The sequence below is a fragment of the Fibrobacter sp. UWH6 genome (assembly GCF_900142465.1).
Lineage (GTDB): Bacteria > Fibrobacterota > Fibrobacteria > Fibrobacterales > Fibrobacteraceae > Fibrobacter.
On the sequence record NZ_FRAX01000005.1, the window covers coordinates 44963 to 62945 of the forward strand.

Annotated in this window: 13 protein-coding genes and 1 pseudogene; 10 read left to right on the forward strand and 4 right to left on the reverse strand. The window is 48.4% G+C overall.

Annotated elements, in window-relative coordinates:
- Positions 1-12: 12 nt before the first annotated feature.
- Entirely contained in the window at positions 13-1038 is a 1026-nt protein-coding gene (locus BUB73_RS06085; protein WP_073284421.1) for a hypothetical protein, read from the reverse strand.
- A gap of 132 nt (positions 1039-1170) precedes the next feature.
- Here BUB73_RS06085 and BUB73_RS17955 point away from each other — a divergent pair.
- From BUB73_RS17955 to BUB73_RS06110, 5 genes and pseudogenes are all read left to right on the forward strand, one after another.
- Positions 1171-1308: pseudogene (locus BUB73_RS17955) on the forward strand (transposase); the annotation flags it as partial.
- 218 nt (positions 1309-1526) lie between these two features.
- Positions 1527-2015, forward strand: coding sequence for a hypothetical protein (locus tag BUB73_RS16870; RefSeq protein WP_139258279.1), 489 nt, complete (start codon positions 1527-1529; stop codon positions 2013-2015).
- Positions 2016-2061: 46 nt separating this feature from the next.
- Entirely contained in the window at positions 2062-3027 is a 966-nt protein-coding gene (locus tag BUB73_RS06100) for a hypothetical protein (RefSeq protein WP_073158362.1), read from the forward strand.
- Positions 3028-3213: 186 nt separating this feature from the next.
- Positions 3214-5487: an aconitate hydratase gene (locus BUB73_RS06105; protein ID WP_073284424.1), complete on the forward strand. Its 2274-nt coding sequence runs from the start codon at positions 3214-3216 to the stop codon at positions 5485-5487.
- A 776-nt stretch (positions 5488-6263) separates the two neighbouring features.
- A complete protein-coding gene (locus tag BUB73_RS06110; RefSeq protein ID WP_073284427.1) occupies positions 6264-6809 on the forward strand; it encodes an LPP20 family lipoprotein in 546 nt (181 codons plus the stop codon).
- Positions 6810-6895: 86 nt separating this feature from the next.
- On the opposite strand, the gene BUB73_RS06115 is transcribed toward BUB73_RS06110, so the two are convergent.
- On the reverse strand, positions 6896-8215 hold the full coding sequence (locus BUB73_RS06115) for a bifunctional folylpolyglutamate synthase/dihydrofolate synthase (RefSeq protein WP_073284430.1): 1320 nt from the start codon (positions 8213-8215) through the stop codon (positions 6896-6898).
- A 65-nt stretch (positions 8216-8280) separates the two neighbouring features.
- On the opposite strand from BUB73_RS06115, the gene BUB73_RS06120 reads away from it, so the two are divergent.
- From BUB73_RS06120 to BUB73_RS06130, 3 genes are all read left to right on the forward strand, one after another.
- A complete protein-coding gene (locus BUB73_RS06120; RefSeq protein ID WP_073158348.1) occupies positions 8281-9033 on the forward strand; it encodes an endonuclease in 753 nt (250 codons plus the stop codon).
- 118 nt (positions 9034-9151) lie between these two features.
- Positions 9152-12241: a glycosyl hydrolase family 28-related protein gene (locus BUB73_RS06125; protein WP_073284433.1), complete on the forward strand. Its 3090-nt coding sequence runs from the start codon at positions 9152-9154 to the stop codon at positions 12239-12241.
- 9 nt (positions 12242-12250) lie between these two features.
- Positions 12251-13972 (forward strand): hypothetical protein, encoded by a 1722-nt coding sequence (locus BUB73_RS06130; protein ID WP_073284436.1) that lies wholly within the window; start codon positions 12251-12253, stop codon positions 13970-13972.
- Between the two features lie 6 nt (positions 13973-13978).
- Here BUB73_RS06130 and BUB73_RS06135 read toward each other — a convergent pair whose 3' ends face one another.
- On the reverse strand, positions 13979-14179 hold the full coding sequence (locus BUB73_RS06135; RefSeq protein ID WP_073158340.1) for a type II toxin-antitoxin system Phd/YefM family antitoxin: 201 nt from the start codon (positions 14177-14179) through the stop codon (positions 13979-13981).
- Positions 14180-14230: 51 nt separating this feature from the next.
- Between BUB73_RS06135 and xseA the strand changes: the two genes are divergently transcribed.
- The gene (gene xseA / locus BUB73_RS06140) at positions 14231-15529 is read left to right on the forward strand and encodes an exodeoxyribonuclease VII large subunit (protein WP_073158337.1); all 1299 of its coding nucleotides are present in this window, start codon (positions 14231-14233) and stop codon (positions 15527-15529) included.
- Between the two features lie 22 nt (positions 15530-15551).
- Here xseA and BUB73_RS06145 read toward each other — a convergent pair whose 3' ends face one another.
- Entirely contained in the window at positions 15552-15968 is a 417-nt protein-coding gene (locus BUB73_RS06145; protein ID WP_073284438.1) for a type I restriction enzyme HsdR N-terminal domain-containing protein, read from the reverse strand.
- 637 nt (positions 15969-16605) lie between these two features.
- Between BUB73_RS06145 and BUB73_RS06150 the strand changes: the two genes are divergently transcribed.
- Entirely contained in the window at positions 16606-17910 is a 1305-nt protein-coding gene (locus BUB73_RS06150; protein WP_073284441.1) for a pyridoxal phosphate-dependent aminotransferase, read from the forward strand.
- Positions 17911-17983: the final 73 nt, after the last annotated feature.

The following is a 17983-nucleotide window of genomic DNA, read 5'->3' on the forward strand; positions in this document are numbered from 1 at the left end:
GATTTTCATTTTTTAAAGTTTCGGTGGATTACCCCAAATTCTTACATTGTTGCGATACACTGCAACATACGGATTTATAGGAACATCAGCAACGTCTCCATAATCCTTATCTTCTTGCGGCATTCCCACATAATCAATTCCATCTACATCAGCAGAATGGGGCATCCACGACCAGTCCTTTTCATTGGGAATCAAGAAACGTTTCTTTGCAGGTTGTCTTAACGTTTCACACCAATCATTCGCATAAATACCATAAGAAAAACCAACATCAAGTCTCATCGAAGATTTCGAATTTATCACCGCAGAAGCTAAAGGTACTGTTATGACCCAAACGGACTCTCCTGTTACAGGATCATAAGAATTCGTTAAAGGAAGAGGAACAACTTCACGCATCGCACCTCTCATAGAAGCATCTGCATATTCGCCATTCTTTCCTAAGCAAGGTTGATTAAATCCGTTTTCATCATAGGCTTGGCAAATATCAGCATCTACAAGCAAAGGGCATGAACCAATTTTATCGTCAACACCCGCTACAACTTTAATCTCTTCAGGTTTTGCTTTTGCATACAATCTCAACTCAACACTATCCAATATAAATTCTTCATTATTTACAATTCTTAACTGAAGAAAATCAAGACCACCAAATTCATATTGATAGGAACGGACTTCCATATCATAAAGTTTTTCCGCAACAAGTTCCCCAGACGAAGAGGAAACTACGTCATTTGAACTAGAACTATAATCCTGTAAAGAAATTTCAGATGATGATGACGTTCCAATCGTCTCCGGAATTGAATCGGTAGAAGATTCGATCTTACTTTTTTCTGAGGAAGACGATTCCGCCTCATTTAATTCGGAAGAAGATTCAGCTTCAATTTGCCCGGAAGAACCAGTATTTTGTTTATGCGAAGATGAAGAAAGCTCTTCGACAATCACATTTTCATTGGCATCGAGATTGACGTCCGAGCAGCCGGTCAAAAAAGCCAGTCCACAAAGGGCAGCACTCAAGGTACGTTTACTTTTAAACAAACAGTTCATTTGCAAAATCCTTCATCCTTTATCATACCAATCTAGCTTAATTATTGTTATTAGTGTCCGGTAAAAAATATAGCCAAAAATAAAAATGGCAGGCTCCTCAGACGAAGAACCCGCCTCAACGGGCTGCCCGGATGGCTGGGACGGCTCAAAATCATCGATTCCACAACGGTGACGCTGTTCTCCAACCTGGTTTTCAGGGGTGTCGGCAGGGACCCGAAAATTGGAAAGAAGAAAGGCGGTATAAAGGTCCATACAGTCATCATCGCGAACCTTCTCCTGACCCTTGTGCAGCGCAGCCTTGAACGGTACTGGGAACGCATGCTGCAGCATCCACCTTGCACATCGTAGCACCCAAATTTCTAGGGAGGGGGCTTGCAACGGCAAAATAAAAGTCTAGACCGCGTAAAATCTGGAGTCTAGACGTTTTGAAAATTTTCTCCGTACACTAATAAAATATTATATTTCCCGTACGTATGGAGGATACGACTGTGATTTTCAAAGCAAATTTTTCTTGTTTAGGAATATTCATTATTTCCTTAATCTGTGCCTGTTCAGATAATTCAAGCGGACCGTCTACCGAAAGTTGGGTATCCAATCCAGCAAATGCAGGCGAAGAGGTTTATTCAAACAAGAACGGAGACCGACTTAACGGCATTGAATGCAGCATTTACGCAAGCGAAAATGCTGTATACGAAGTTTCAACAACAAATTCTTCGGGTTTTCATGTAACAACGACTGTCCAAACGATAATAAAGTACCCAACAGCCAGTACCACTGTTTACGTTGAAGCGGATCCATCCTCAGAAGACGTCATGGAGGCACTTTGTTTATCCGTCAAAAAGGATAACCAAGATGCAGACATTGAATGCACCAGGAACTACGTAAAGCTAAACAATAGCGGAGCAGTCAATGGACCTTTTAAAGATATTTTTGATTACGTAATTCAAAACGCAATCAGCCGTTGTTCCAACATATAAAAAGATATTTCATACTAAATTTTTTCGAAAAAACAATGGGGGTTCTATGAAAATGAATAAGCGTCCTTTTTTCCTTGGTGCACTGTCCTTGGGAGCAATTCTATGCGCCTGCACATCAGAAAATTCTTCCAACGCAACAGCTTCTTCTGTTACCGAGGAAAACTGGTTCAAGGATCCTGCCAGCACAGGCAGGGAAGTGTACACAAGTTCCAATCAGAAGGGCGATAAAAGTTACAGCTGTTCCATCTACGCTACAGAAAATACTTTTACAGTTGTTTCAAGGACTAGCCAACCCAGAGAAACAACAACCTCAACCGGCCACTCCACCTACACCCCAGGCTATCTTGAAACCACCTCTTATACAGAGTCTTCATTAGCATCTTCGCCAACTATGAAATCACTGTGCGAACAAGCCAAGACCATGTATGAAGCCATGATTAAATCTGGAAAGGCAAATATTGATTGCGAAGACAACCATGTCCAGATCTACTCCAGTGCAAATACATCCATGGATATGAATCAAATTATTCAAGTCCAGATTAGCCTTTGCAAAGCGGGGGAGCAAGAGTTCTTGGCAGGTTCCAGCACAAGCGATACTGTCACAAATGACGTGCCAGTAACAAACGATCCTCTGCCAGAAACATCACCGAATGGTGGAAATTCAACGACTCAGGAAAATTCCATTTCCTGTCAAATATCGCCCAGCGACCCCTATACTATGCAAATTGTCACTGCAGACGGCCGGTCGGAAACTTCATATATGACGATAAACAGTAATGGAGCATCCATAACCGACACCTATACCGGCATTGACGCAGAAACATTTACAAAAATCTGCCAGAAAGTCCAGGAAGAATTCAACGCTCAATGCGAAGACTATACAATTTACATAACCGATCCAGAAATGACTCCGGACCTGCTTTCTCCCTCAACCATCGTTGAAATGATGGAACAGGACTGCATCGATTTGTTGAGTGGAGCCATCACGTTTGATGAATACATCCTGGACTAAAGTTTCGTGAGCAGGCTTGGCATAAATTTTGCAAGATTTTTCTAGATTTTTAGCCGAAAAATCTAAACACAAAACCACCATAGCAGTGAGTTATGAGTAGTGAGTGATGAGTTTAAGTTAGGCGCCCTCGGTGCGACTATTTAGCTCACAACTCAAGACTCGTAGCTGATAGCTTCAGGAGACACTATGCTTTTCAATTTCGACATGATCCAGAAGGTCTATGCCAAGATGCCAGCCCGCGTTGACGGCGCCCGCAAGCTCCTTGGCCGCCCCCTCACCCTTGCAGAAAAGATTCTCTACACCCATTTGATCGACGGTGCAGAATCCAAGCAGTATGTTCGTGGTACTGATTTTGCCGAATTTAACCCGGACCGCGTTGCCATGCAGGACGCAACCGCCCAGATGGCACTCCTCCAGTTTACAACTGCTGGAAAATCCAAGGTCGCTGTTCCAAGTTCTGTACATTGCGACCACTTGATCATCGCCAAGGAAGGTGTAGAAGTCGACCTTCCCAAGGCAAAGCAGGACAGCAAGGAAGTGTATGACTTCCTCCAGTCCGTTTCCGCAAAGTATGGCATCGACTGCTGGCTCCCGGGCGCAGGCATCATTCACCAGGTGGTTCTCGAAAACTACGCATTCCCCGGTGGCATGATGATCGGTACCGACTCCCACACTGTGAACGCAGGTGGCCTCGGCATGCTGGCTATCGGTGTTGGCGGTGCTGACGCTGTGGATGCCATGGTTGGCCTCCCCTGGGAATTGAAGTACCCGAAGATGATCGGTGTGAAGCTCACCGGTAAGCTCCAGGGCTTCGCCACCGCTAAGGACATCATCCTGAAGCTCGCTGGCATCCTTACTGTTAAGGGTGGCACCAACGCTATTATCGAATACTTCGGCGAAGGCGCTCGCAGCCTCTCCGCTACCGGCAAGGCAACCATCGCCAACATGGGTGCAGAAGTGGGCGCTACCTGCTCCACCTTCAGCTACGATGATTCCATGAGCCGTTACCTCAAGGTCACCGGCCGTGCAGAAGTTGCCGAAGCCGCCGACAAGATCGCTTCTTACCTCCAGGCTGACCCGGAAGTTGAAGCAGAACCGGAAAAGTACTTTGACCGCGTTGTGGAAATCGATCTTTCCACTCTCGTTCCCCATTACAATGGCCCCTTCAGCCCGGACCGCGCATTTGCCGTTACCGACATGGCTGAATCCATCAAGGCTACTGAAGCCAAGCCGGAATCTACCCCGGTGGTTTCCGCAGCTCTCATCGGTTCCTGCACCAACTCCAGCTACGAAGACCTCTTCATGGCTGCAAGCATGATCAAGCAGGCTCTCGCCAAAGGTCTCGGCCCCAAGTGCCCGCTGATCATCAACCCGGGTTCCGAACAGGTTCGCTACACCGCTGAACGCGATGGCCTCATCGACATCTTCAAGCAGTTCGGCGCTGTGATCATGACCAACGCTTGCGGTCCTTGCATTGGCCGTTGGGACCGTGCAGGTGCCGACAAGAAGGAACTGAACACCATCGTTCACTCCTTCAACCGTAACTTTGCAAAGCGCGCCGATGGCAACCCGAATACTCATGCATTCGTGGCTTCCCCGCTGATGGCTGTGATCGCCGCCCTCTCTGGCGACATCCGCTTCAACCCCATGACCGACACTCTCACCAACATGGAAGGCAAGGCTGTTAAGCTGGATCCTCCTGAAAAGTGCGAACTCCCGGTCAACGGCTTCGAAGTGAAGGACGCAGGCTTCCAGGCTCCGGCAGAAGATGGTTCCTCCATCACCGTGACCATCAATCCGGAAAGTAAGCGCCTCCAGGCTCTGGCTCCGTTTGCAGCATGGGATGGCAAGGACATCATGGGTGCTCCGATCCTGATCAAGGCCAAGGGCAAGTGCACCACCGACCACATTTCCATGGCTGGTCCGTGGCTCAACTACCGCGGTCACCTGGAAAACATTTCCAACAACATGCTCATCGGCGCTGTGAACGCTTTCAATGGCGAAACCAACAAGGTTCTCTGCCAGTGCGGCGAATACAAGGAAGTTCCGGAACTTGCCAAGGTTTACAAGAATAAGGGCATCGGCTCCATCGTTATCGGTGACGAAAACTACGGTGAAGGCTCCAGCCGCGAACACGCCGCTATGGAACCCCGCTTCCTGGGCGTCAAGGCCGTGATCGTGAAGAGCTTCGCCCGTATTCACGAAACCAACCTGAAGAAGCAGGGCATGCTGGCCCTCACCTTCGCAAATCCTGCCGACTACGACAAGATTCAGGAACAGGACGTGTTCGACATTATCGGTCTTACCGAATTTGCTCCGGGCAAGCCTCTGACCCTCGCAATCCACCACAAGGATGGCTCTGAAGAAAAGATCCAGCTGAACCACACCTACAACGAACAGCAGTGGGCATGGTTCAAGGCAGGCTCCGCCCTGAACTTGATCAAGCTGAACAACAAGTAAGCCGAGCGCAGCGCGGTGCTCCCGTGCGTCCATAAAAATTCAAGAGTCATTTCCTTAGGGAAATGGCTCTTATTTTTTTACAAATCAGCATTACTTTACTTATATACATTAATGAAGATAAGCAACCCTTTCTACAGTTTCTATGCAATCTTTTTTGCATTGGCGATGTTAAATGCTCCCCCCCCTCGAAAAAGACATCAACTGCTACCGATACAAAGCCGAAGCCTACATTGTTATTGAGACTTCCATCCCAGAACAGGTGGAGGACACAGTCACACATCACCCTGCCGGTTTCAAATGCTTTAAAGACAGTTTAACTTGCGAAAAATCCTTAACATTCCCTGCCCCCCAAAGAAAATGGAATCTATTCTTTAGAGAACGCCCAAAAAATTCTTCCCAATTTTACGGGCAGCGTTTCCGCGGAAGTCAAAGCGAAACCAATTGCAACACAAGCAAAACAAAACGCACCGAGCAGGAATTTGATGTTCTGCTTATGGGCTTCTGCGAAAAAAACGATCCCGGTAGCCCACTACTGCGTACACGAAGGAAAAAAGCCTGCCCTACAACGGACCGAAGTTTTTGAATGGATTACTGTAAAAGTAAATAACCCACTTAAAAGGCCTAAATACGTCAAAAAAGCCCAAAAAGAACGTGCAGAACCACATCTTTGCAGTTTTTTTTTGCCATATCTTGACCGAATAACTTAATTATCATATTTTTGTTACAAAGTTTGACATCGCAGTCAAAAACCACGTTTTTGCAAGGAGATTATTAAAATGAAAAAGTTTTTTGTCGCCGCATTGTCTGTTGCAGCTCTTTTGATTGGTTGTTCCAGCACTCCCCAGCAGAAAGCAGCAAGCGCCATGACCGAAATGCAGAACCTCAAGACCAAGTACATCAAGTCTGAACACAAGGTTGCTGGCCTCGGTAAGGGCGTTTCCTCTGACGAACAGGTTGCATACGAAAAGGCAGACCAGAATGCCCGCGTTGACCTGGCTCGCGCTGTGGACATTCAGGTCAAGGCAATCACCAAGAACTTCAAGGAACAAGTTGACGTCGAAGGAAAGGAAGCCCTGGTGGAACACTTCCAGACCACTTCCAAGACCAAGATCGACACCCACCTGAACGGCGCTACCTTTACCGATGTGAAGGTTGAAGTTTCCGAAGACGGTAAGTTCAACGTCTATGGCGTGATGGTCCTGGACGTAAACCTGGTTGACGAACTGATTGCTTCCATGAAGGAACGTAACGACAAGCTGGATGAAGCCACTGTGCAGAAGGTTCGCGCCCTGGCAGAAAAGTCCTACGCAGAACTGGACTAATCCTTTAGGTTTAAAAGTCTAAATTCAAAAGCCTTGCAGTTTATCTGCAAGGCTTTTTTCATAGGCTTACCTAAATAATAAAAGAATTAACGATGCTCGTTGGTCGTAGGTTCAAGACCGCGGAAGAACGCCAGGCCATCACAGTCATTCTTTAGTGCCTGCACACATTCGCCAATCATGTAGAGACTCCCCGTAATCAGCACGGGAGCCGCATCATCAGCAGAAGCAGCAGCGCTCACCTGATCCAGGAACTCACGAGAAAGTAAGCCCTCACTGGCCACATTCAAACCGAGCCCGGCAAGAAGTTCACGCAGGTCATCCAGTTCTCTAAACCTAGGATAAGGTGTCTTGGTAATATGCCAATGACTTACATGGGGTGCCATCAGCTTCAGCATTTCACCAACATCCTTGTCTTTCAGGGCTCCAAAAACACAATGGAACTTCTGCCCCGGATAATACTGCGACAGCGTTTCCACCAGGCGTTTAACGGCATGGGAATTGTGAGCTCCATCCAAGATGAAACGCACCTGACCATTTGAGTCAGACAGGGTCTGCATACGACCAGCCCAGCTGCGGGTCGCCAAGGTTCGTACCGCCAGAGCATCATCAAAAGCCATGCGTCCAGCCATTGAATTGCAGAACATCTTCGCCGCCATCATCGACAGGCTGGCATTTTCCACATAATGACGTCCAAGATTCGGAAGCACAATGTCTCCACGGATTTCAGGCACGGCTAAAGTGGCACCACGATTTTCGGCAAATAGACGAGCCTCTGCCAAAAGTTCCTGCGACAAGCCTCCAACTACAAATGTCTTTCCGGGAAGGTCGCCCTCCCCCAGCACAGCCATCTTTTCTTTCAAGATTGCCGATTCCGTTGTCCCGAGAACCTCCGTATGTTCTAGACCGATGCTGGTCACCACGGCAATATCGCCCTCGGCAACGGCAGTGCTATCCAGTCGACCGCCCATACCCGCTTCCAGAACAACCACATCTATTTTCTGTTCCGCATAATAGAGGAATGCCACAAGCGTAAGCACTTCAAAGAAGGTGGGTTCGATTACCACTTCCGCGGCACCGGCGTTAATGGACTCTGCAGCAGACTTTACCTTCAGAAGCAGGCGATCCAGATCTTCGGCACCAATGGGCAAATCGTTTATGCGAATACGCTCCTGCAAACTCACCAAATGAGGGCTGGTATACAAGCCCGTTCTATAGCCATGGGCCTGAAGGATTCCCGCCAGATAGAAACTGGTAGAGCCCTTGCCGTTAGTACCCACCACATGGATGGTCTTAAACTTTTCCTGAGGGTTGCTTAAGGCCTCGCAAAGTCTACGAGTCGATTCGAGCCCCGGCATCATCCCGAACATCAGTCGGGAATTCAAGTATTCCATACCTGCGTTTTGCATGCGCCAAATTTAAAAATTAATGTACCTTTATAGCACATCCATTTTTTATATCGAGTATTCTTTATATGTCCAGAAAAAAAGCGGGAGCACGCCATTTTTTTACGTTTATACTGCTGGCCGTAATTTGCGGTCTAGCCATAATTGCCCAGGCCAAGGTCGATCCGGAGGCCAAACCCAGGCATTATAATTATCGCGAAGCAGGCAAGCAGATGCGCCGCATCTATTATGGGGAACTGCAGGAAACCCTGTACTGCGGCTGTCGATACCTAGACAAGAAAACCGTAGACTTTTCCTCCTGCGATTTCGAGCCCCGCCACAACCCCAACCGCAAAAGCCTGAAACGCGCCCACTCCATCGAATGGGAACACATCGTGACCGCCCATAACATGGGCCACTTTCTCCCCTGCTGGAAAGATGGGGGCCGCAAGAACTGCAGCGCCAATGATTCCACATTCAAGATCATGGAAGGGGACCTTCATAACCTCTACCCGGCCATCGGCGAAGTGAATGGGGACCGCAACAACTTCATGTACAGCCAGTGGACCAACAATCCCGAACCCATGTACGGCAAGTGCAAGACCATCGTCGACTTCAAGGAGAAAAAAGCCCAGCCTAGAGAAGAAGCGAGAGGCATTATTGCACGAGTCAGTTTCTACATGGAAAAGACTTATGGGATTAATTTGTCTAAACAAGACCGCAAACTTTTTGAAGCCTGGGACAAAATGTACCCAGTCACAGAAAAAGAATGCGAAAGAGACCGTCGAATCTTCAAAGTCCAGGGCGACCACAACCCATTCGTCTACGAAAAATGCCGGTAAAGCCTAAACATTGTATGTTTTTGGTAAGAAATGCTCCATTTTGAGCCTTCCTTAAATAGGTGTTTTTTTTACTTATGTAAATTTCTAGTTATATTGTATAACATACGAGGTTTTAAGTATGTGTAGAGGTTTTAGGTTTATTCTGGCGGTTTCCGCCCTATTTGCAAGCAATATTTTTGCCCAGGTGGAATTTCCCCTGGGTTCCAAGGTCATCAACGTCACCAAGGATCCGTATCACGCCAAGGCAGACGGCAAGACCGACGACACCGAAGCCATTCAGAAGGCATTGAACGACCATCCGGATGGAGACTACATCATCTATCTCCCCCATGGCATCTATAAAATTACCGACCAGCTGGTTTGGCCCACCACAGAAAAGGCAGAAAATTCCAGCAGACGAACCATTCTTCAAGGTCAGAGCATCGGCGGAACCATTCTCCAGTTAGCTGATAGTACCTACGGCTTTGACAATCCGGACTTCCCCAAGGCAGCCATTAACACGGGTATGGGTCCCGAACCCAGAATCCGTAACGCCATCCGCGATATGACCATCCGTACCGGCAAGGGCAACCCCGGCGCCATCGGTATCCAGTTCAACGCCTCCAACCAGGGCGCCATCAACAATGTAAAGATTTACTCCGGCGACTCTACCGGTGTGTATGGTATTGACCTGGGCTTTAGCGAAGGCGTTGGTCCCCTGCTCCTGAAGAACGTGGAAATCCGCGGTTTCCAGGTCGGCGTTTACGCCAAGGGCGAACAGGGAACGGTCACCATGGAACACGTCACCCTGGGCGGACAGACCAAGTACGGTCTGGAAAATGAAGACATGAACCTGGCAATTAGAGCCCTACGTTTCAAGGGATATGTTCCTGCAGTCTACAACCACGGCCCTTATGCCATCATGAGCCTTGTAGACGGAACCCTGGAGTTTGACAACGAACAGAAGAAGGGCAAGCCCACAACCGCAATCAAGAACGAAAGCGAACTGTTCGCAAGATCCATGAAGGTCAGCCGTTTCAAGACCATGCTGACCTCCAAGAAAAAAGGCGTCATGGACGCCCTGTCTAACAGCGAAATCATTGAATTTACCACTCAGGAAAGCCGCCAGCTCTGCCATAGTCCCAAGCAGACTATGCGTGTTGCCGTGGCAGAAACCCCCAACTACGCAGAACAGAAGGCCGATAACTGGATTACCATCGCAGGCGACTACGGTGGACGCTCCAATACCGGTTCCGATGACTCCAAGGCCATTCAGGAAGCCATTGATGACGGTGCAGAAACTCTGTACTTTCCCCCGGGAGGCCGCTGGACCATCAACCGTGACATTTATATTCGTAACCGAATCCGCAGAATTATCGGTATCGAAGGTCGAATCGACGGCAAGGGCAAGTTCATCGTAGAAAACGGAGCCTTCAATGAGTTGACCATCGAACGATTCTCTGAATTCGGTAGCGGCATCATCCAGAAGTCCACCCGAAGCATTTTGATCAAGAACACCATGCTCCGTTCCCTGGAAACCGATGAACACGGCCGAGGCGACTTCTTCCTGGAAGACGTGGCTGTTGGAACAATCCAGCTGAACCACAACCAGAAGTTGTGGGGCCGTCAGGTTACCATGATGGGCGACACCAAGGGTCCCAAGATTACCAACAATGGCGGTACAATCTGGATTTTAGGTCTTACTGCCAAGAAGGGTAACACCATCCTTCAGAACTTCAACAAGGGTTCCGCAGAACTAATCGGCGTGCAGGTGGTGGATAGCGACAAGGCCAAGGACCGCCCCATGTTCATCAATGACAACGCAGGCCTTTCTATTGTTGGCCTCCGTGAAACATTGACTCGAGGCAACCCCTTCCACAAGGTTATCGAGGAATCTCGACAGGGATCTGCAATCAAGTCCCTCCTGGGCACAGAACTTTCCCGAACCGAAAGCGGCGGTGCATTGTTGCCCGTGTTTGTGGGCTATGCTCCTAAGCAGGGTTCCAACGAAAAACCCATCGCCAAGATCCCCGACGAATTGCTGATTGTTCAGCCGAACCGCATCCGCGTTACCGGCACGATTATCGATGACGGCCGTGGCGACGGTCTTTGCGAAGTGCCGGTCCACTGGAAAAAAGGCGCCGGTCCGGGTAAGATTATTTTCTCTGACAGTTCCGCATACGAAACCGACATTTCCTTTACGGCAAGTGGACGTTACAATGTGATTTTCTCTGGCGATGACGGTTACCAGATTGGATACGATACCGCAAAGGTTTACGTGTTCGACAAGCGCTACACCACTCTCGACAACGATGGAGACAACATCCCCAGCGGTCGCGGAGCAGCCACCTGGATTTCTGAATTCGACAACTATAGCCCCCACAACACAGACCCTGAACTGCGAGTTTCAAACACCGCCGGTTCCGTGGGAAAGATTTACCTCAAGTTCGACCTTTCCGCATTGCCCGGTCCTCTGTTTGACGCAGCCCTTAAGTTGGAATTCGATCCAGCAACCGTGGACTCCATCAAGAAGCCCATGCAACTGAACATCTTTGGTCTCAAGGAAACTGGAAAGGACATGAAGTTCGGCGACCAGAAGCTAGGCGTTGACTGGCCCGACTACGAACTTACCTGGGAAAACGCTCCCGCCAACCTTCCCCAGCCCGGTGGTCAATTCAACATCCGCAAGAATTCTGGTGGCGGTGTCGACACCAAGTATGCAGACTTCCTTGGCATTATCACCTTGAATCCCAAGGCTCCTCTTGGTGCATTCCTCCGTACACCTACACTTACAGAATTCTTCAAGCGCAAGCATCCTTCCAACCTGTACACCTTGATCCTAACCGCAGTCGACACCAACGACGTCGTTCTTCCGTCTCATAACGCAGGCAAAAACTTTGCTCCGTCCCTGATGGTCGGCTACTTCGACAACACCAAGTCCGTAGGTGGTGACGCCATGGATGGTGGTTATACCTTGACCAAGGTCGTTGTAGATATTTATACTCTCGAATGCAGCTTTGACTTGACCGTCGGTTACCCGCAGTTTGTTCAAATTGAAATCTTGAACGAATTCGGCAAACGTATGCTTACCGTTGCCGCCCGCGAACTGGACGGCGAAAAGAAGACCACGATCAAATTCAAGGCAAAGGCCTTCCCCACCGGCAAGTACGTTCTTAAGGTGGTTGGCGAAGCATTCTCTGCCGAACAGAAATTCTATATCTTGAACTAGGGAACAATTATGAGCATCAAGAACATCTTTACTCTAGGACTTAAGTTAGCCGCCATTGCCGGCACCACTTGTCTCCTTTTCGCATGCGGAGACGATTCCAGTTCCAATTCAGAACCGGAAGAATTCGGTTATGTACCTTCCAGTTCATCCATCAGCACCCGAGCCGACATCGACTACGGTGACACTATCGTTTTGAACAAGAAGATGGACTTGAACATCGAACTGATCAAGGATACAGCCGATGCAAAAGACAGTAGCGAAATCTACATCGACAGTCTCGCCACAAAAGTTCCTCTGTACATCGGTGAACTCACCCGAGGCAGCCGCATCAGAGTCAAGGCTTCCGTGGCAAACATTGCCAGCGAAAAAATCCGCATTAGAAGCGAATACGGCGAAGCACTGAAGGCTCTTACGGCAATTCCTCGTAACGATGCCCATCGTGATTCCATTTATGACAACTACATGGTACCCAGTCTGGGAACAAAGCCGGACTCCACCTATAGGGACTCCAACCAGTTTGTCGTATTCACCCCCAACCACTACTACCTGGAAATCGAGGGTGAATTCACGAACGAATCTACGGCACGTCTTTTTGTTCAGATTGACACATCCTATTACAAATACACCGGCGAAAACGATTCCGTTTCCATGGAAATGAGCGACACCTTGCGTGGCATCATCCTTATGGGTGATGACGCTCCCGAAAACATCACGATTGATTTCTCCGCCAGCGAAGGCCACAGCCTGAACCTGACCACCGAAGGAACCAACCTGAACAAGTGCGAACTTTTCGAAAACGATTCCCTGCTGAGCGAAGCCGTATCCGAAATCGACACCATGATGATTCCCAACGACACCACAAGCTGGTCTCTGAAGATTACTCCGGAAACTTTCTCCAGCGTGTGGAGCGGTCCTTTCGCATTCTTTACCACAACCACCCGTTCCCGCGAACTCGAAAAGGGCGAATACTTCGCCAACCCGGATTCCATCAAGTATCCTGGCGAAACCTTCCAGACGGACCGTCCCAAGGATCTCCCCGAAGCAGAAATCTACCGTTACAACCTGCGTCAGGAACAGTTCGTTTGGATTGGTAATTACGAGAAGGGCGATTCCCTGATGGTAAAGCACTGGATAGCAAACTACAGTGAAGACAATTTCAACAGCCCCTCCACCTGCGAAATCCTGAACAAGGACAAGAAAGTGGTCGCCTCCATCAGCTGCACCTATGGTGGGGAACTGAAGGTTCCTGCAAAGGGACCCTACTACCTGCACTACCTGCGTCTGAATTCCTACGCCCTTTCCGGTGTATCGGATTCCCTGAAATACGTGCTGCAGCTTTTCGTGATGGTTCAGCAGCCCGGCCTTCTGAAGAGCATGAACTTCTACGACCTCGAAAAGGATGAACCAATGACTCTCATTAAGAAGTCTGCCGGTTCCGTCCTCCGCTTCAAGGACATTAACAACTTCAACTTCGAAGCAAAGAGTTCCTCCCAGTGGAAGGAAATTGGTTCCGATGTGAGCTGGTTCGTTCCCTGCGAATCCCTGAACTACATCAACCGCGACAACTTGTACCGTTGTAGCGATGATGATGATGAACAGGAAATTTCTTCTGATTACCTGATGATCCAGGAAAGCGGTATTGGAGAAACAGCCGAGATTATTGCCCAGAGCAAGGCTGACCCCTCTATGCGCGACACCCTGAAGATTTCGATCATCAAGGCCGCAGACTAAAAAGGATTATTCTTCCCAAATCTGATTGGGAAGTTTTCCGATATCGCGAAAGTCCAGCTTGCCGGCTGCGGGTGCAGCGACACTCACCAGGCGAGCCAAGGGCTTACCGGCACGTTCAATAACAATCTCTTCGTCCTTAATGGCAACCTGGTTCAACAGGTTGCCAAAATTTTGACGTGCTTCCATTGCAGATACAACTTTTGCCATAGTTCTATAAAAATAAAATTTTGGTCTGCATAAATAATTATATTCTGCCCCATGGCGCAAGAAATCAAGTCCTTTACCGTTACCCAGTACCTGACATCCCTAAAAAAGAGGGTTGAAGAAACCCCTTCTGTATGGGTTCGCGGGGTTATTACCCGAATGACGGTAAAACCCAACATTGTCTACATCAGTATCGCCGACTTTGTGGAAGGAAGTGTCAAGCCCGTTGCCGCCCTGGACTTGACTTGTTTTGCCAGCCGTTTTGCCTACATCCTCGCCAAGATCCAGAGTTTTGAACAACCCTTCGAATTACGGGAAGAATTAAAGGTAAGCTTACAGATTAAAGCAGACCTTTATATTCCCACCGGGAGATTACAAGCCCAGATTCTGGACATTGACCCGGTATACACCGTTGGAGAACTGGCCCTTACAAAGAGTGCCATTCTAAAACGTCTGGCCGTAGAAGGCTTGCTAGAAAAAAACAAGAGTCTGGATCTTGCCGAAATGCCCATGCGCATCGGTTTAATTACCGGCGAAAAGACAGCCGCCTTTAAGGATTTTACATCAAAGCTATCAGACTCCCCTTTCGCATTTAAGGTCATGACCGTTTACGCCAAGATGCAGGGAGAAGAAACAGAAAAGTCGGTATTGGCTGCGCTTGAAAAACTTGCCCGCGAGCCTTCTCTCGATGTAGTTTGCATCGTCCGTGGAGGAGGTTCTAAAACAGACCTGAATTACTTCGATAGCGAAGCCCTCTGCCGTGCTGTAGCCAACTATCACATTCCCGTTTTCACCGGCATCGGCCACGAAATTGATAAAAGTTTGCTGGACGAGGTGGCCTACCAAAGTTGCATCACGCCTACAGATACCGCCAAGCGCATTATTGACCGAGTCAATGATGGCTGGAACAAAATGCTTGTAGCCGCCCAAAATGTAGCCATCGGCGCCAAGGACGCAATCCTTCGGGAAAACCAGACCTTGGCCAATGCAGGTGCCCGCCTACAGCAAAAAGTAACAGCTAAAATTCAGAACGAAAAAACAAAGTTAGCCGTTTGCGGAAGCAATTTAAAACGAGACCTGAATTACATCATTCGAGACGAGAGTGCCCGACTGGACCGAAACACCGAAGGTTTAAAACAAGGATCCCGCAAAATTCTTGACCTCGCCAAATCCAAATTTACTCTATCCGAAGTACGTGTAAAAGCGGCAGACCCGGCAACCACCTTAGCCAAGGGATATTCCCTCACTCTGGACGCCGCAGGTAAGTTTATACGTAACGCAAGTCAGTTAAAAGCTGGCGACAAGATGACCACTCGCCTTCGCGACGGAGAAGTCACCTCCGTGGTGCAGTGACATCAAAATCAAGAACAGCCACTTATTGGAATATTGGCATAGTCTCAATTTTTTCGAAACGTTTTGTTGTTCCGTCTAGCTTAAAATAACGGACCCCATCCCCAAGGGATAGCATCACATAATTGGGAGTCAAAATCTGCAGGTACTTGTTTAACTGCTGCTGTAAAGCAGGCCAGTTGTATTCCCCGGGAGCCTTGCACTCCACCAGAAGCCAAGGTTTGTCTATCGTAGCACCGTCACGGAAGTTATGGACCATAATGTCCACACGGTCGTCCGTCTTCGGATCAACGACATTCAACGAAAACTCTACCGCAATCAAATGTTCCGGAACTTTCACCTGGTCCAGCAAATAACGGATAGTCGCCTGGCGCACGTGTTCTTCGGGCGTTGCGGGAACATCCTTCTTGCGGATTGGGTCATATATGGTTTCTGTTGACATGAGCAGAAAAATAGAAAACAGGCGACATTGCGTTAGAGAGTTTCCCTAAAACAGACCTTTTTTCATTTTTTGGGCTCCACACGCCCGCATTTTGCAGATTTGGAGTCCAATATTACGCACAAACTAACAATAAAATTCACTTTAACTGAATCCAATGGACTCCATATTCACAACAACTCCCATTTTGGAGTCCATTTCAATGAGCGTCCTCTCAAAAACATCTCATACAAACTAAAAAACACAGGCTCCAAATCGGGAAAAATCTTAATTTGGAGTCCAATTTTCCCCAAAAAAAGACTTTTTATGCCTTGACTTACATAAAATCCAGAAGTATATTTTAGGACATGAACAAGATCTTTGAACAGAACATCATCGCAGCAGCAATTGCGGCAGGCGCGGCGGAAGCACGAGCCTGTGTTGAATCATACGCGACTGTTCAAGAATTGTAAAGGGTCTATACGCAACCAACAAGCGAATCAGACAAAAAGGAATTCAAAGGGCAGTCCCGCAAGGACAGCCCTTTTTATTTTAGCCAATTTTAAACCAAAAACAACAAACAAGGAAAATTCAAAATCATTTTTTATCTATTATTAAGCGGTAAATTATTTGAATTTTCAATACGATACAGGAGTATAAAATGAGAAAGCGTTTGCTTACCGAAGGTGCCAAGGAACTGTCTTACGAAATTCGTGAGATCGTTAAGAAGGCGAACCTCCTGAAAACGCTGGGTATGTCCAAGATTCATTGGGAAAATATTGGCGACCCCATCGAAAAGAAGTGTGAAGTCCCTGAATGGATCAAGGACATCGTTGTGGACCTTTCCAAGGAAAACCGTTCCTATGGTTACTGCCCGTCCAAGGGTATGCTGGAAACCCGCGAATTCATCGTGAAGGAAACCAACAAACTGGGCGGCGCCCAGATTACCGTTGACGACATCCTGTTCTTCAACGGCCTCGGTGATGCAATCGCCACATTGTACAGCCTCCTGTCCATGACCACCCGTATCATTGGACCGTCTCCTGCATACAGCACCCACAGCTCTGCAGAAGCAGCACATGCACACTCTGCTCCTATCACCTACAGCATGAAGCCGGAAAACCACTGGTATCCGGACCTGGAAGAACTTGAAAACAAGGTGAAGTACAACCCCTCCATCGCTGGCATCCTGATTCTGAATCCGGACAATCCCACTGGCATGGTCTATCCTCTTGAAATTCTCCAGAAGATCGTTGATATCGCAAAGCGTTACAACCTGTTCATCATCTGCGACGAAATCTACAACAAGATTACCTACAATGGAGCAAAGGCTTACGCTCTGGCCGAATACATCGGCGACGTTCCGGCTATCGCTCTCAAGGGTATCTCCAAGGAATATCCGTGGCCGGGCGCACGTTGCGGCTGGGCTGAATACTACAACCGCGACAAGGACGAACAGTTCGACGCCTTCTGCCGCGCTCTTGACAACGCCAAGATGGTTGAAGTCTGCTCCACCACCCTTCCCCAGATGACCATTCCTCGCGTGCTGGGCGATCCTCGCTTCATGGAACACCGCCAGGCTCTGAACGAAAAGATTGGCCGTCGTAGCGCTATTATTAACGAAATTCTTTCCGACATTCCGGAACTGTATTTCAACCCCACTTACGGTGCATTCTACAACACCATCATCTTCCGTGAAGGTGTTCTGAACAACCACCAGAGCCTGAAGATCGACAATCCGCAGATCAAGGCCAAGGTTGAAGAATGGTGCTCCAAGACCGAAAATCTGGACTACCGCTTCGTGTACTATCTGTTGGGAGCAAAGGGTATCTGCGTGGTGCCCAGCACCAGTTTCTGCACAGACCTCAAGGGCTTCCGCGTGACGCTGCTTGAAGAAGACGAAGCAGAACTGCGCAGCGTGTTCACCACCATCCACGACGCCATCATCGAGTACCTGCATAGTTAGCAGGTCGCCTTGCAAAGCAAGGCTTCGAGGTTCGAGGTCGGCCTACGGCCTTCGAGGTATGAGTTTTATTAAT

What these genes read in the sequence shown, in the direction of transcription:
- BUB73_RS06085 (WP_073284421.1), bottom strand. Translation starts at nt 1,038, where the DNA reads ATGAACTGTTTGTTTAAAAGTAAACGTACCTTGAGTGCTGCCCTTTGT.
- BUB73_RS06100 (WP_073158362.1), top strand. Translation starts at nt 2,062, where the DNA reads ATGAAAATGAATAAGCGTCCTTTTTTCCTTGGTGCACTGTCCTTGGGA.
- BUB73_RS06105 (WP_073284424.1), top strand. Translation starts at nt 3,214, where the DNA reads ATGCTTTTCAATTTCGACATGATCCAGAAGGTCTATGCCAAGATGCCA.
- BUB73_RS06110 (WP_073284427.1), top strand. Translation starts at nt 6,264, where the DNA reads ATGAAAAAGTTTTTTGTCGCCGCATTGTCTGTTGCAGCTCTTTTGATT.
- BUB73_RS06115 (WP_073284430.1), bottom strand. Translation starts at nt 8,215, where the DNA reads ATGCAAAACGCAGGTATGGAATACTTGAATTCCCGACTGATGTTCGGG.
- BUB73_RS06120 (WP_073158348.1), top strand. Translation starts at nt 8,281, where the DNA reads ATGTCCAGAAAAAAAGCGGGAGCACGCCATTTTTTTACGTTTATACTG.
- BUB73_RS06125 (WP_073284433.1), top strand. Translation starts at nt 9,152, where the DNA reads ATGTGTAGAGGTTTTAGGTTTATTCTGGCGGTTTCCGCCCTATTTGCA.
- BUB73_RS06130 (WP_073284436.1), top strand. Translation starts at nt 12,251, where the DNA reads ATGAGCATCAAGAACATCTTTACTCTAGGACTTAAGTTAGCCGCCATT.
- BUB73_RS06135 (WP_073158340.1), bottom strand. Translation starts at nt 14,179, where the DNA reads ATGGCAAAAGTTGTATCTGCAATGGAAGCACGTCAAAATTTTGGCAAC.
- xseA (WP_073158337.1), top strand. Translation starts at nt 14,231, where the DNA reads ATGGCGCAAGAAATCAAGTCCTTTACCGTTACCCAGTACCTGACATCC.
- BUB73_RS06145 (WP_073284438.1), bottom strand. Translation starts at nt 15,968, where the DNA reads ATGTCAACAGAAACCATATATGACCCAATCCGCAAGAAGGATGTTCCC.
- BUB73_RS06150 (WP_073284441.1), top strand. Translation starts at nt 16,606, where the DNA reads ATGAGAAAGCGTTTGCTTACCGAAGGTGCCAAGGAACTGTCTTACGAA.